Annotated in this window: 8 protein-coding genes; 7 read left to right on the top strand and 1 reads right to left on the bottom strand. The window is 39.6% G+C overall.

All coding sequences use genetic code 11. The features are described from left to right. The first annotated feature begins 2 nt into the window (after positions 1–2). From ptsP to SNAG_RS05490, 4 genes are all read left to right on the top strand, one after another. Complete coding sequence (gene ptsP, locus SNAG_RS05505) at positions 3–1,736, top strand: phosphoenolpyruvate--protein phosphotransferase (protein WP_096407322.1); 1,734 nt, start codon at positions 3–5, stop codon at positions 1,734–1,736. 255 nt (positions 1,737–1,991) lie between these two features. Beyond that, a complete protein-coding gene (locus tag SNAG_RS05500; RefSeq protein WP_096407318.1) occupies positions 1,992–4,514 on the top strand; it encodes a pneumococcal-type histidine triad protein in 2,523 nt (840 codons plus the stop codon). A gap of 196 nt (positions 4,515–4,710) precedes the next feature. Continuing rightward, positions 4,711–5,628, top strand: coding sequence for a metal ABC transporter solute-binding protein, Zn/Mn family (locus SNAG_RS05495; protein ID WP_096407315.1), 918 nt, complete (start codon positions 4,711–4,713; stop codon positions 5,626–5,628). Between the two features lie 7 nt (positions 5,629–5,635). Further along, a complete protein-coding gene (locus SNAG_RS05490) occupies positions 5,636–9,181 on the top strand; it encodes a pneumococcal-type histidine triad protein (protein WP_096407313.1) in 3,546 nt (1,181 codons plus the stop codon). Positions 9,182–9,217: 36 nt separating this feature from the next. On the opposite strand, the gene pepT is transcribed toward SNAG_RS05490, so the two are convergent. Beyond that, positions 9,218–10,441, bottom strand: coding sequence for a peptidase T (pepT, locus tag SNAG_RS05485; RefSeq protein WP_096407310.1), 1,224 nt, complete (start codon positions 10,439–10,441; stop codon positions 9,218–9,220). Positions 10,442–10,799: 358 nt separating this feature from the next. On the opposite strand from pepT, the gene pitA reads away from it, so the two are divergent. The 3 genes from pitA to SNAG_RS05470 are packed head-to-tail and all read left to right on the top strand — an operon-like array spanning position 10,800 to position 15,216. Next, positions 10,800–13,394, top strand: coding sequence for a PI-2 pilus tip adhesin PitA (pitA, locus tag SNAG_RS05480; protein ID WP_096407308.1), 2,595 nt, complete (start codon positions 10,800–10,802; stop codon positions 13,392–13,394). After that, positions 13,394–13,945: a PI-2 pilus system signal peptidase SipA gene (sipA, locus tag SNAG_RS05475; RefSeq protein ID WP_061421058.1), complete on the top strand. Its 552-nt coding sequence runs from the start codon at positions 13,394–13,396 to the stop codon at positions 13,943–13,945. Before pitA ends, sipA begins: the two co-directional genes overlap by 1 nt. Next, complete coding sequence (locus tag SNAG_RS05470; RefSeq protein WP_096407305.1) at positions 13,945–15,216, top strand: DUF7601 domain-containing protein; 1,272 nt, start codon at positions 13,945–13,947, stop codon at positions 15,214–15,216. Before sipA ends, SNAG_RS05470 begins: the two co-directional genes overlap by 1 nt. Positions 15,217–15,231 lie beyond the last annotated feature (15 nt).

Here is a 15,231-nt window from a genome sequence, read left to right as displayed (position 1 = left end):
AAATGACAGAAATGCTTAAAGGAATCGCAGCATCAGACGGTGTTGCAGTTGCAAAAGCATATCTACTCGTTCAACCGGATTTGTCATTTGAGACTGTTACAGTCGAAGATACAAACGCAGAAGAAGCTCGCCTTGATGCTGCTCTAAAAGCATCACAAGACGAGCTTTCTGTTATTCGTGAGAAAGCAGTAGGTACGCTCGGTGAAGAAGCTGCTCAAGTATTTGACGCTCACTTAATGGTCCTTGCTGACCCAGAAATGATCAGCCAAATCAAGGAAACAATCCGTGCTAAGAAAGTGAATGCAGAAGCAGGTCTGAAAGAAGTTACAGACATGTTTATCACTATCTTTGAAGGTATGGAAGACAACCCATACATGCAAGAACGTGCGGCGGATATCCGCGACGTGACAAAACGTGTATTGGCAAACCTTCTTGGTAAAAAATTGCCAAACCCAGCTTCTATTAATGAAGAAGTGATTGTCATTGCACATGACTTGACTCCTTCTGATACAGCTCAATTGGACAAAAACTTTGTAAAAGCTTTTGTAACCAACATTGGTGGGCGTACAAGCCACTCAGCTATCATGGCACGTACACTTGAAATTGCAGCAGTATTGGGTACAAACAACATCACTGAAATCGTAAAAGACGGTGACATCCTTGCCGTTAACGGTATCACTGGTGAGGTTATTATCAACCCAACTGATGAGCAAGCGGCTGAATTCAAGGCTGCTGGTGAAGCTTATGCTCAACAGAAAGCTGAATGGGCTCTCTTGAAAGATGCTAAAACAGTAACTGCTGATGGCAAACACTTTGAATTGGCTGCCAACATCGGTACTCCAAAAGACGTTGAAGGTGTCAATGACAACGGTGCTGAAGCTGTTGGTCTTTACCGTACAGAGTTCTTGTACATGGATTCTCAAGACTTCCCAACAGAAGATGAGCAGTACGAAGCTTACAAGGCTGTACTTGAAGGAATGAACGGTAAACCTGTTGTCGTTCGTACAATGGATATCGGTGGAGATAAGGAACTCCCTTACTTCGATATGCCTCACGAAATGAACCCATTCCTTGGATTCCGTGCCCTTCGTATCTCTATCTCTGAGACTGGAGATGCTATGTTCCGCACACAAATCCGTGCCCTTCTTCGTGCGTCTGTTCACGGTCAATTGCGTATCATGTTCCCAATGGTTGCGCTCTTGAAAGAATTCCGTGCAGCGAAAGCAGTCTTTGACGAAGAAAAAGCAAACCTTCTTGCTGAAGGTGTTGCAGTTGCGGATGATATCCAAGTTGGTATCATGATCGAGATTCCTGCAGCAGCTATGCTTGCAGACCAATTTGCCAAAGAAGTTGACTTCTTCTCAATTGGTACGAACGACTTGATCCAATACACAATGGCAGCAGACCGTATGAACGAGCAAGTTTCATACCTTTACCAACCATACAACCCATCAATCCTACGCTTGATCAACAATGTGATCAAAGCAGCTCACGCTGAAGGGAAATGGGCTGGTATGTGTGGTGAGATGGCTGGTGACCAACAAGCTGTTCCACTTCTTGTCGGAATGGGCTTGGATGAGTTCTCTATGTCAGCAACATCTGTACTTCGTACACGTAGCTTGATGAAGAAACTTGACACAGCTAAGATGGAAGAGTACGCAAACCGTGCCCTTACAGAATGCTCAACAATGGAAGAAGTTCTTGAACTTCAAAAAGAATACGTTAATTTTGATTAATCGAAAAGTCCCTGCAACTCAGTTGCAGGGGTTTTTTTGATATTTTTTAAAGAAATATCAAGGAAAACTGCTTTATATGAAGCCTTTCGAAGACAAAGTAGTGGGGCAGAATAAAAAAATACTTAACCGGTTCATAAAATCCTTGACAAGTTGCAAATTTAGGAGTAAACTATTAACCAGTTAAGTAATAGAGAGGAGTTTCTGCAGTTTAGAAATGAATTGCAACTAGAAATATCAAAAAGAAAGAGAGTTTCGATGAAAGTTAATAAGAAATACCTTGCTGGTTCTGCGGCAGCTTTGATTTTAAGTGTTTGTTCTTACGAGTTGGGACTTTATCAAGCCAGAACGGTTAAGGAAAATAATCGTGTTTCCTATATAGATGGAAAACAAGCGACGCAAAAAACGGAGAATTTGACTCCTGATGAAGTTAGCAAGCGTGAAGGAATCAATGCGGAGCAAATCGTCATCAAGATAACAGACCAAGGCTATGTCACTTCACATGGAGACCACTATCATTATTACAATGGGAAGGTCCCTTATGATGCGATTTTTAGTGAAGAGTTGCTGATGAAGGATCCAAACTATAAGCTAAAAGATGAGGATATTGTCAATGAGGTTAAGGGTGGATATGTTATCAAGGTAGATGGAAAATACTATGTCTACCTTAAGGATGCTGCCCATGCGGATAATGTTCGTACGAAAGCAGAAATCAATCGACAAAAACAAGAGCATAGTCAACATCGTGAAGGTGGGACTCCAAGAAACGATGGTGCTGTAGCTCTGGCACGTTCGCAAGGGCGTTATACCACAGATGATGGTTACATCTTTAATGCATCTGATATTATAGAGGATACTGGTGATGCTTATATCGTTCCTCATGGCGATCATTACCATTACATTCCTAAGAGTGAGTTATCAGCCAGCGAATTGGCTGCTGCAGAAGCCTTCCTATCTGGTCGGGGCAATCTGTCAAGTTCAAGAACCTATCGCCGACAAAATAGCGATAACACTCCAAGAATAAACTGGGTACCTTCTGTAAGCAATCCAGGAACTACAAATACTAATACAAGTAACAACAGCAATACTAACAGTCAAGCAAGTCAAAGTGATGACATTGATAGTCTTTTGAAACAGCTCTACAAACTGCCTTTGAGCCAACGACACGTAGAATCTGATGGCCTTGTTTTCGACCCGGCGCAAATCACAAGTCGAACCGCCAGAGGTGTAGCTGTCCCTCATGGTAACCATTACCACTTTATTCCTTATGAACAAATGTCTGAATTGGAAGAACGAATCGCTCGCATCATCCCGCTTCGCTATCGTTCGAACCACTGGGTGCCGGATTCAAGACCAGAACAACCAAGTCCACAACCGACTCCGGAACCTAGTCCAAGCCCGCAACCTGCACCAAATCCTCAACCAGCTCCAAGCAATCCAATTGACGGAAAATTGGTTAAACAGGCGATTCGAAAAGTAGCTGATGGCTATGTATTTGAGGAGAATGGAATCTCACGTTATACTCCTGCCAAGGAACTTTCAGCAGAAACAGCAGCAGCCATTGATAGCAAACTGGCCGAGCAAGAAAGTTTAACTCATAAGCTCGGAGCTAAGAAAACCAACCTCCCATCTGGTAATCGAGAGTTTTACAATAAGGCTTATGATTTGCTAGCAAGAGTTCATCAAGACTTACTTGATAATAAAGGACGCCAAGCTGATTTTGACGCTTTAGATAAACTCTTGGAACGTCTCAATGATGTCTCAAGCGATAAAGTCAAGTTAGTTGATGATATTCTTACCTTCCTAGCACCGATTCGTCATCCAGAACGTTTAGGAAAACCGAATGCGCAAATAGCTTATACAGATGATGAGATTCAAGTAGCCAAGTTGGCAGGCAAGTATACAACAGAAGATGGTTATATCTTTGATCCCCGTGATATCACAAGTGATGAGGGGGATGCCTATGTAACTCCACATATGACCCATAGTCATTGGATTAAGAAAGATAGTTTGTCTGAAGCTGAAAGAGCGGCAGCCCAGGCTTATGCTAAAGAGAAAGGTTTAACGCCTCCTTCGACAGACCATCAGAATTCAGGAAATACGGAGGCTAAAGGAGCAGAAGCTATCTACAACCGCGTGAAAGCAGCTAAGAAGGTGCCACTTGATCGTATGCCTTACAATCTCCAACATACTGTGGAAGTCAAAAACGGAAGCTTGATTATTCCTCATTATGACCATTACCATAACATCAAATTTGAGTGGTTTGACGAAGGTCTTTATGAGGCTCCTAAGGGCTATACTCTAGAGGACCTCTTTGCGACTGTGAAGTACTATGTTGAACATCCAAACGAACGTCCACATTCAGATAGTGGATGGGGTAATGCAAGTGACCATGTTCAAAGAAACCAAAATGGTCAAGCTGATAACAATCATACGGAAAAACCATCAGTAGAGAAACCTCGGACAGAAAAACCTGAGGAAGAAAAACCTCGCGAAGAGAAACCTCAGAGTGAGAAACCAGAGTCTCCAAAACCAACTGAGGAGCCAGAAAAAGAATCGCCAGAGGAATCAGAAGAACCTCAGGTTGAAACTGAAAAGGTTGAAGAAAAACTGAGAGAGGCTGAAGATTTACTTGGAAAAATCCAGGATCCAATTATCAAGTCTAATGCCAAAGAAACTCTCACGGGATTAAAGAATAACTTGCTATTTGGCGCCCAAGACAACAATACTATTATGGCAGAAGCTGAAAAATTATTGGCTTTGTTAAGGGAGAGTAAGTAGTCGTAGCAACATTTTCTAACTCCTAAAAACAGGATAGGAGAGCTAGAAAAGATAAAATCGAAAAATGAGAGCAGAATGTGAGTTCTAGTTCTCATTTTTTTCATGAAAATGTGCAAAATAACTTGACATATAATGTAAATAAAGATAAACTATTTACTAGTTAATTAAATGGTTAAATACTAGTTAAGGAGTAATGATGAAAAAAAGAACGATCCTATTATTGATGGCCAGTTTGTTGGCTCTTGTCTTAGGAGCATGTAGTCAAAAAGAAAAACAAGAAGCAAAAGGGATGAAGATTGTAACAAGTTTTTATCCAGTCTATGCCATGGTCAAAGAGGTATCAGGTGACTTGAATGATGTTCGGATGATTCAGTCAAGTAGTGGAATTCACTCATATGAACCTTCAGCGAATGACATTGCTGCTATTTATGACGCGGATGTATTTGTCTACCACTCGCATACACTGGAGTCTTGGGCGGGAAGTCTGGATCCAAATTTGAAAAAATCAAAAGTTAAAGTTTTAGAAGCGTCTGAAGGGATGACCTTGGAACGTGTACCAGGTTTAGAAGATGTAGAAGCTGGTGATGGGATTGATGAAAAAACACTTTACGACCCTCACACTTGGTTAGATCCTGAAAAAGCAGGCGAAGAAGCGCAGATTATTGCGGATAAACTTTCGGAGATTGACAGTGCTAATAAGGAAACGTATCAAAAGAATGCTAAAAACTTTATTACTAAAGCCCAAGAATTGACTAAGAAGTACCAGCCTATTTTTGAAAAAGCAAGTCAAAAGACTTTTGTTACGCAACACACAGCCTTTTCTTACCTGGCTAAACGCTTTGGTTTGAAACAACTTGGTATAGCAGGAATTTCCCCTGAACAAGAGCCGAGTCCGAGACAGTTGACAGAAATCCAAGAATTTGTCAAAACCTATAAGGTTAAAACCATCTTTACTGAGAGCAATGCCTCTTCTAAAGTTGCTGAAACCTTGATCAAATCAACAGGGGTTAGTCTGAAAACACTGAATCCTTTGGAAGCAGACCCCGAAAATGACAAAACTTACTTAGAAAATCTAGAAGAAAATATGAAAGTTCTTGCAGAAGAATTAAAATGAGGAGATGATGAAAATGAAGAAAAAGTATCTTGTGGCGGGATCGGCTTTAGTCCTTTCCCTAAGTCTTTGCATCTATGCACTGAACCAACACCAGGTAGAAGGAAACAAAGATAATAACCGTGTGTCTTATGTTGATGGGAAACAAGACTCTCAAAAAACAGAGACTCAGACACCAGATCAAGTTAGCAAAAAGGAAGATATTCAGGCAGAACAAATTGTCGTGAAAATTACCGATCAAGGTTATGTGACTTCACACGGTGATCATTTCCATTATTACAATGGAAAAGTTCCTTTTGATGCGATTTTCAGTGAAGAACTTTTGATGAAAGATGCGAACTATCAACTCAAAGACGCTGATATTGTCAACGAAATCAAAGGTGGTTACATTATCAAGGTGGATGGTAAGTATTATGTTTACCTTAAGGATGCGGCACATGCAGATAACGTTCGTACGAAGGACGAAATTGAACGCCAAAAACAAGGTCATACTCACGATGCGCCAACTTCTAACAGTGCTGTGACACTTGCACGATCACAAGGACGCTATACTACCGATGATGGGTACATCTTTAATCCATCTGATATTATAGAAGATACTGGTGATGCTTATATCGTTCCTCACGGTGGACATTACCACTACATTCCAAAGAGTTCCTTGTCTGCTAGCGAATTAGCAGCTGCTCAAGCTTATTTAGCTGGCAAAAATACGCAACCGAGCCAGTTAAGCTATTCTTCAGCAGATAGTGACAATAACACGCAATCTGTAGCAAAAGGCTCAACTAGTAAGCCAGCAAATAAAGCTGAAAATCTCCAAAGTCTTTTGAAAGAACTCTATGATTCGCCTAGTGACCAACGTTACAGTGAATCAGACGGTCTGGTTTTTGACCCTGCTAAGATTATCAGCCGTACGCCAAATGGAGTTGCGATTCCGCATGGCGATCATTATCACTTTATTCCTTACAGCAAACTCTCTCCTTTAGAAGAAAAGATTGCCAGAATGGTGCCTATCGGTGGAACTGGTTCTACGGTCTCTACAAATGAAAAACCTCATGAAGTAGCGTCTAGTCTAGGAAGTCTTCCAAGTAATCCATCTATATTGAATAATGCTTCTTCAACGTTAAATAAGGAAATTCCTTCAACATCTGATGGTTATATCTTTAATCCTAAAGATATTGTCGAAGAAACTGCTACAGCTTATATTGTAAGACATGGTGATCATTTCCATTACATTCCTAAGTCGAATCAAATTGGACAACCGACTCTTCCAAATAATGGTCTAACAACACCTTCGCCATCTCTTCCAATCAATCCAGGAACTTCACATAAGGAGTATGAAGAAGGTGGACATGGCTTTGATGCCAATCGTATTATTGCTGAAGATGAAGCAGGATTTATCATGAGTCACGGAGACCACAATCATTACTTCTTCAAGAAGGATTTGACTGCTGATCAAATCAAGACAGCGCAAGACCACTTGAAAGGGGCAAATACAGCAACACCAAATCCAACTCATGATGACGATCACGATGAAGATCATCATGGACACCATCATGATGAAGACCATGATCACGGTTTTGATGCTAATCGTGTCATCAGTGAGGATGAACAAGGCTTTGTCATGAGTCATGGTGACCACAATCATTACTTCTTCAAGAAGGATTTGACAGCAGAGCAAATTAAGGCTGCTAAGGATCATTTGAAAACACATCATGATGCAGAGCCTGTAAAACCTCTTGCTAAAACGGTAGAGTCTTTCTCAAGAGATGCTAGCGATGAAGAAAAGATTGCTTATATTTCTAAAACATACGGAGTTCCACTTGAAGCGATTAGAATTTCAAACGGATTCTTTGTCTTTGGAAATCCAGACCAAGCCTACGATCCAACTCATATTCATCCCTATGCTGTACGAAAAGAGCATGTTCGTATACCGCTGCAGACGGGTGATACTGAACTTGATTTCTTAAATGAACTTTATACTACCGCCCTACGTGACAATGTGTCACCTTATAGTTTGCAGGTTGAAAATGGTAGTTTTGTGATTCCTCATGGCGACCATAATCACTACATCAAGGTTCAAACTAAGGGATATGAAGTGGCTTTGAAAAACAAGATTCCAGCCCTACAATCCAATTATCAACCTGGAGCTTTTGATGAGAAGGCAGTCTTGGCGAAAGTTGATCAACTTTTAGCTGATAGCAGAAGTATCTATAAAGACAAGCCTATTGAACAAAGACAGATTGAGTTAGCCTTAGGTCAGTTTACTGAAAACATGAAGAAACTGGCAACTAACTCTACAGCAGGTTATCTTGCAACACTTGATCTCTTTGATAAGCAATATATCCATATTGATGAGAGTGTCAAGCCTACTGAAACAAGTGCTTTAGATAAAAAATATCAAGCCTTGATTGATAAAATCAATACACTGGATACAGACTCTTATGGACTTCCAAAGAAAGATCTTCTCGTTCAACTTCAAGAAGCTAAATTAGCTAAAGATGAGGCTGGTTTAGCAGCTGTTGAATCACAACTTCAAGCCTTGCAAGACTTTAATGATCGAACAGGTGTTACAACTGTAGAATACATCAAGTATTTCTACGAACACGTAAATGACGGTCGTTTAAATGATAAACTTCGAAACAAAGTGGCTCAGTTGACTTGGACCTTGTATCAATCTCAATCCTTCCTTAAGGCAGCAGAATTGAACAAATTATTCCCAAGCATCTATCAGGCAAAACAAGAAGTGGAAGAAGCTTTGAAAGCCCAACCAACTACTGCCAAATCGACTCAGACAGTTCTAGATACTGAGAAAGTTGATAATCAAAGTGCTAAGACAGCTATTTATGGCTTCTTGAAAGAATTGTACGGAGACTTTATGCCTGAAGAACATGCCAATCATGTTAGCAAGGAAGAAGTAGAAAGTCTTTTGAGTAAGGCAAATCAACTCTTGGAACAAATCCAAGAAGAAGGAATCAGGCAATCCTTGGCAGAAGAAGTAGAAAATCTCAAAGCTGCCACAAACAAGGCTGATGCTGACTTGGATGAAGTAAATAGTCAGGTGAAAGACGTCTTGACTCGTATCGCTAGCGCCCTTCAACAAGAAAAGGAAAATGCTGAACAAGATCCTCAGACACTTGTACTCTATCAAAAACTCTACGATATTCTTATGTCGCTTCATGCTTATTTAGAAAACAATAAGGGTTCTGATGAGGACTTTGATAAGGTTGATGCTTTACTAGATCAGCTATCTGCTAAGAGTAAAGATAAAGCCGCTTTACTTGAATTGACAAAAGCTATTCTAGTCTTGAATCAAGAAATCAAGTCAAAATCAAGCGTAGGTGAAGAAAAAAATCCAGCAACAAATGCTGAAGCAAATGGTGATAAGACAAGTACCGAAACTGAAACATCAGTAGCTGCAGAATCTAACAGTGAAAAAGCAAGTGACGAAAACAAACCAAGCAACACAACAGATTCTAAACCAGCTGAATCAACTTCAGAAAAGGAAACAACAGAATCTACAACAAGTACCGGAAATCAAGAAAAACCAGTAGAATAAAAAGAAAGACGAAGTAGCTGAGCTACCTCGTCTTTTTTAGTCTTTATAAGATACAATGCCAATGATGGTATCCACCGCATGCTCCATAGTCTGAAGGCTGACGTATTCAAAACGTCCATGCATGTTTTCACCACCTGCAAAGATATTTGGAGTTGGGATCCCCATAAAGGAAATCTTAGACCCATCTGTTCCACCACGAATTGGTTCGATAATTGGCGCGATCCCTAGATCTTCCATTACAGCTTTGGCAATGGTAACAGGTGTCATGTCTTTCTCAATGACTTCCTTCATATTGTAGTACTGGTCTGTCAGAGTCAAGCTAACGCGATCATTCCCAAGTTCTTGATTCATCTTGTCAGCAATAGACTGCATAGCTGCTTTACGTGCTTCAAAGGCATCCTTTTCAAAGTCACGAATGATATAGCTTGCACGCGCTTCCTCGACACTACCTGTCACATCCATAAGATGATAGAAACCTTGGTAACCTTCAGTCAATTCAGGTCGGTCATTCTCTGGAAGTTGATTATGAAAATCAATCGCTAGCTGAAGGGCATTGACCATTTGACCCTTTGCAGTACCAGGGTGGACATTGCGCCCTTGGAAATGGAGTTCAGCAGCAGCTGCTGAGAAAGTCTCATACTGAAGCTCCCCTAGTGGGCCACCATCAACCGTGTAGGCAAAGTCTACATCAAAGTCTTCTGCATCAAACTTATTGGCACCGACACCGATTTCTTCGTCAGGTCCAAAACCAACACGAATTTCACAGTGTTTGATTTCAGGATGAGCAGTTAAGTACTCGATAGCGGTCATAATCTCAGCAATACCTGATTTGTCATCAGCGCCCAGCAAGGTTGTGCCGTCAGTTGTGATAAGCGTTTGGCCATGATATTTTTCAAGACTCTTGAAGTCAGAAGGATCTAGTTTAAATCCAGAATCACCCAAGTCGATAGCTCCACCATCGTAATTTTCGATGACTTGTGGCTTCACACCTTCTGCATTAAAATCAGCAGTATCCATATGGGAGATGAAGCCAATTTTGCGAGTGAGCTTTGGATCATTAGCTGGTAAGGTACCAATAGCAAAACCATTTGGAAGGTAGTAGACGTTTTGCAGACCGACACGTTTCATTTCAGGAATAAGAACATTGGTCGCAAAATCTACCTGGCTTTGCGTACTTGGAGTAGTAGTAGAGTGTTCATCAGAACGCGTATTGACCTTAACGTAGGTCAAGAAACGATCTAAAAGGTTCGGATAAGTCATAAAAACTCCTTTAACAATCATAAAATAGAATGCAAACTTCGGAAAAAACCTTATTCTGAAAATTTCATGAATTTTGAAAAAATATAATAATTCAAATTCAATAGACTTTTAAATGAAATTTTGGATATTCTAGAATAAAATATATGCATTGATATTTTATGAGATTTTTTTATTCTTTTTTCATTTTACCATAGAATAGTTTGAAAGACAAAGAAGAATCATACTCTTTTATTAATTAACATAATATAAAATTAATCATATTAATTGACACTGCGTGAACTTTATTGTACAATTGTCTTGCAAATGTTTAGATTGATATAACAATAGATTTAAAAGCAAAATAATTAAGGAGAATAAAATGAACATTCGCTTCGATTTTAAGAAAGTTCAAATTATTGCGCGCCGTTTAGTTACACTGTTAGCTATTCTCTTTTTGTGTGCTCCGATAAGTCTGTTAAATGCAGATTCTACTACAGAACCTCAGACAACTCTTCATAAAACGATTACTCCGATACCAGGACAGGATGACAAGTATGAGTTGTCATTGGATATCACATCCAAACTGGGAACTGAGACTCAAACGGATCCCTTGGATGTTGTTTTAGTAGCAGACCTGTCAGGAAGTATGAATAAGAGAGATGTTCCTTCTTCTACTGGCCGAACAATTACAAGATTGGATGCTTTAAAAAATACCCTTAAAGGAACTCGAAATCGTCAGGGCTTAATTGATACGATTTTATCCAATTCAAATAATCGGTTATCCATAGTAGGTTTTGGTGGAAAGATTGATAATAAGTTTGCGGAACAAGCATGGAATTCCTACTACCGAAAATGGGAGTGGGGGTATCGGTATTGGCCGTATGAAGAGAGAACAGCATTTTATGATGGTGTATCCCCATGGGATGATGCGGATACAATTTTAAATTGGAATAACGATGCTAGTGGTTCAAAGACTGCAGTCAGTAATATGAGAATTGCTGGTGGTCAATCAATAGGGACTGAATCAGGAATCGGTACAGGAACCAATATTAGCGCGGGTATTCGTATTGCTAATCAATTGATAGATAGTGCAAGACCAAATGCCAAGAAGGTTGTTATTGTTCTATCAGATGGTTTTGCCAATATGTATTACAACGACAGTGGTTATACTGTTTATAACTATAATAATCAAGATGGATCAGAAACGGCGCCTGAATGGTTCTGGAATAATTTAGATGTATCTATCAATAATCTAGCCTATAGTCTTGCTCCAAAACTTGATGGTTTTTATTCCATTAAATTTCGTTATTCAAACAATGTCGACAGTATTACTAGTCTGCAGTATTATATCAGGTACCACAATTCTTCCATTCCTAATGAAATCCTATCCGCAAACAATGAAGACCAGTTACGGGACAGTTTCAAAGATATCACTGATAAGATTCTGCCACTGGGGATCCACCACGTGACCATCAAGGATGTTCTTTCTAAGTATGTTCAGTTATTACCGAATGGATCTTCAGATTTTCGTGTCGTTAAAGAGAAAGATGGTAGCAGTGGAACATTAAGCAAAGAGCAAGTAACTTTTGAAACCAAGACAAGCTCAGAAGGTTTAGTGGAGGTTACGGCTAATTTTTCTCCTAATTATTCCTTGGAAGATGGCGCTAGATATGTCCTCAAATTCACTGTTACATCAAGCCAAGAAGCCTTAGATGCTATTGCTGGTGATAAGAAGATAGAGGCTGGTGATGCTGAGGGGGCTGATGTCAATAAACTCTATTCCAATAAAGGTGCCAGTATCACATATTCCTATGGAATAGGCACCTCTCAAACCAAGACCAAAGATTACTCTGACAAACCAACCTTCAAGCCTTCGGATCCATTAACGGTTCCAGTGGAAGTTGAATGGCAGGGTGTGACGGGTGCGAGAACAGTTATAACAGCTAATCAACCAAGTAATCTTGAACTCAAACTGGTTCAAAAGAACAAGAACGGAGGTTCTGATAATCAAGACTATCGAAAGACTAATGTAAATGTTAGAACAAATATCTTTAATGAAACGAGGAACTTTGAAAAAGTTGCTAAAGGATATCAATACGATTTAATAGCACCTGATGTTCCCGCATTTACTAAAGAAATTAAAAATGTTGGTACAGAATCTAAACCTTCCTTTAAAGTCATCTATAAACAATTACCAAGTCTGACCATCAAGAAAGTGTTGAAATCTGAAAATAACTTGAATAAAGAGTTTAGGATTAAGGTAAAACTAACCTCACCTGATTCTAAACCATTGAATGGAACTTTCGGCGAGATAACTGTTGTGAATGGAGAAGCGGAGATCCGTGTCAGCAAACGGAAACGTTGGAAAGGTGTTCTAAGTTATCTTCCTCGAGGAACCCATTACAAGGTTGAAGAAGAAGCGGCATCAACGAATGGTTACCACGTTACATATGAGAATCAAGAAGGAGATTTGAATATAGATGAAACCAGCACTGTGACGAATCACAAGCTTCCGAGTTTATCAGTCACTAAGAAAGTAACGGGAGCCTTTGCCAATCTATTAAAATCCTTTCAAATCACCATTAACTTAAAGGATGCTCAAAATAGACCATTGAATGGGTCCTATAGCGCAACAGTAGATAATCAAAGAACAACCCTACAATTTACTAATGGTAAATCGTCTGTTGATCTCAAGAAAGACCACACAATCAAAATTGATGGACTTCCACTCGGTAGCCATTTCAGCATCGAAGAAGAAGCTAGCTCTTCTCGAGGTTATCAGGTTTCCTATGAAAACAAAGAGGGAACTCTTGATTCAGATAAGGCTGCAACAGTCACTAACAATAAAAATAGTATACCCGAGACTGGGATTGACTTCCTCAGCAGTACACTCGTGTTAGGAATAATCCTTCCTCTAGGGGGAATCTTCTTTACAATCCTGCTCGGATATCTAGTGGTACATAGGAGAAAATAATGCTACTTAAAAAGAAACATAAGAAAACAGTAACACAAGTCAATCGGGATAAGTCTCCGCCGAGTGTATGGGGAGATATCCTCTACTTAGTCAGTAAGCTTCTGATGGTTGGATTTGTACTGGCCACCCTTTACTTTTTTGTCTTTGGACTATTGAGATACAATGACGATGGCATGAAGCCAGCTTTAAAAGATGGCGACTTGATTGTCTACTATAGGTTGGATAAACGTTATTCGATTGGTGATCTGCTCGTCTATAGTTATAAGGGTAAGGAAAGAGTGGCGCGTGTCATTGCAACCGAAGGAAGTACGATCGATATAAACGAAAATGGTCTCATCATCAACGGTTCTCCTCAACAAGAGCAGGATATCTACAAAGAAACGCTGCTCTATAAGGAAGGGGCTACCTTCCCCATGAAAGTCCCAGCAGGACAACTCTTTGTCCTCGGAGACAATCGAACAACGGCTGTAGACAGTCGTGCTTTTGGAACCATTCCTATACAGGATACCCATGGCAAGGTGGTAACAGTCCTAAGGCGACGGGGCTTTTGATGACAATTTATGAAAAAAGAAATTTAAAAATAAAAGGAATAATCATGAAAAAAACATTTTTGAAAAAATTAGTTACTGCAAGTATTGCAGCTGTAACCGCCTTGTCGGTCTTTAGAGGATTGCCAACATTTGCGGATGAAAACTCTGACGCAACCGCAATGTCCAATGGAGAAACAAATGCACAAGTATCCATTAACAAGGTGTTGAATATTGCGGAAGGAATCACTACACCTTATGCTCACTTTACCTTTACTTTCAAACCCAAAACTGGTAACTCCAATAACGGAGTTCCATATGAAACAGTCAATGCCACAAATGGTCAAATAGCAGATAAAACAGTAGATTATTCAGGAACAGATGTTTTGTCGAGTGGTCAAACAAGTATTAAGAAAAACACTGGAAATATTTTTGAAAATGTGACCTATACTCACGCTGGAGAATATGTCTATACTGTTGCTGAAAAACAAAATGAAGGTTGGAGAGCAATGCAAAAAGATGGTGTTGCAATTGACTCAATGACCTTTGATAATCGTAGCTATGAAATGCATGTTATTGTAAAAAATAAAGTAAATAGTGGTAGTGGTGTGTACATATCTTCTGTATACTTTAAACAAGATACAACAGAGGCTACAGCTAAAGTGAAGCCATCTGAAAAAGGGATTATGTTTAAATATGATTTGTTTACAAATATCTATCGTAAAAATGCTGGTAAGATAACAGATCCTAACAATTCCTACCCTAACGATCCTCACCTTGGACATTATGATCCTAATGCTAAATCATTAGTAATTAAAAAAGTTGTGTCAGGTGCTACTGCAGATAAATCGAAAGATTTCACTTTCAAGCTTACTTTCACTAAAGCATCTACAGAAGATAAAACTTCTATTGAAGGAAAGATTGGAAATATTTCTAAAACTTTTGAATATGGAAAAGAAACAACAATCACATTGCATCACGATCAATCCTTAGTGTTTGACACTATTCCTGCAGGTACTCGCTATAAATTAGTTGAAACAGGATCTCAGGGATATACAGCTTCAGCTGCTTATTGGGAAAATGGTAAATCTAACACTCAATCAGGTAGAATTTCAGCTGATTTCACCCAAAACAGCGTTCTTATTGGTGAAAAAGTAAATAAAAACACAATTACTAATAGCGTTCAAGACGTTACCCCTACTGGTCTCTTGATTGACAACCTTCCTTTCATTTTGATGATTGGTCTTGGTTTGGCTGGATTTGTTGTTTTGTCTAAAAAACGCAGACAAGCTTAAGCAAGTGGTTTGACC

This window comes from Streptococcus sp. NPS 308 (assembly GCF_002355895.1).
Taxonomy (GTDB): Bacteria; Bacillota; Bacilli; order Lactobacillales; family Streptococcaceae; genus Streptococcus.
Note: the sequence above shows the minus strand (reverse complement) of the source record. Positions and strands in the feature narration are given on the sequence as shown.

What these genes read in the sequence shown, in the direction of transcription:
- ptsP (WP_096407322.1), top strand. Translation starts at nt 3, where the DNA reads ATGACAGAAATGCTTAAAGGAATCGCAGCATCAGACGGTGTTGCAGTT.
- SNAG_RS05500 (WP_096407318.1), top strand. Translation starts at nt 1,992, where the DNA reads ATGAAAGTTAATAAGAAATACCTTGCTGGTTCTGCGGCAGCTTTGATT.
- SNAG_RS05495 (WP_096407315.1), top strand. Translation starts at nt 4,711, where the DNA reads ATGAAAAAAAGAACGATCCTATTATTGATGGCCAGTTTGTTGGCTCTT.
- SNAG_RS05490 (WP_096407313.1), top strand. Translation starts at nt 5,636, where the DNA reads ATGAAAATGAAGAAAAAGTATCTTGTGGCGGGATCGGCTTTAGTCCTT.
- pepT (WP_096407310.1), bottom strand. Translation starts at nt 10,441, where the DNA reads ATGACTTATCCGAACCTTTTAGATCGTTTCTTGACCTACGTTAAGGTC.
- pitA (WP_096407308.1), top strand. Translation starts at nt 10,800, where the DNA reads ATGAACATTCGCTTCGATTTTAAGAAAGTTCAAATTATTGCGCGCCGT.
- sipA (WP_061421058.1), top strand. Translation starts at nt 13,394, where the DNA reads ATGCTACTTAAAAAGAAACATAAGAAAACAGTAACACAAGTCAATCGG.
- SNAG_RS05470 (WP_096407305.1), top strand. Translation starts at nt 13,945, where the DNA reads ATGACAATTTATGAAAAAAGAAATTTAAAAATAAAAGGAATAATCATG.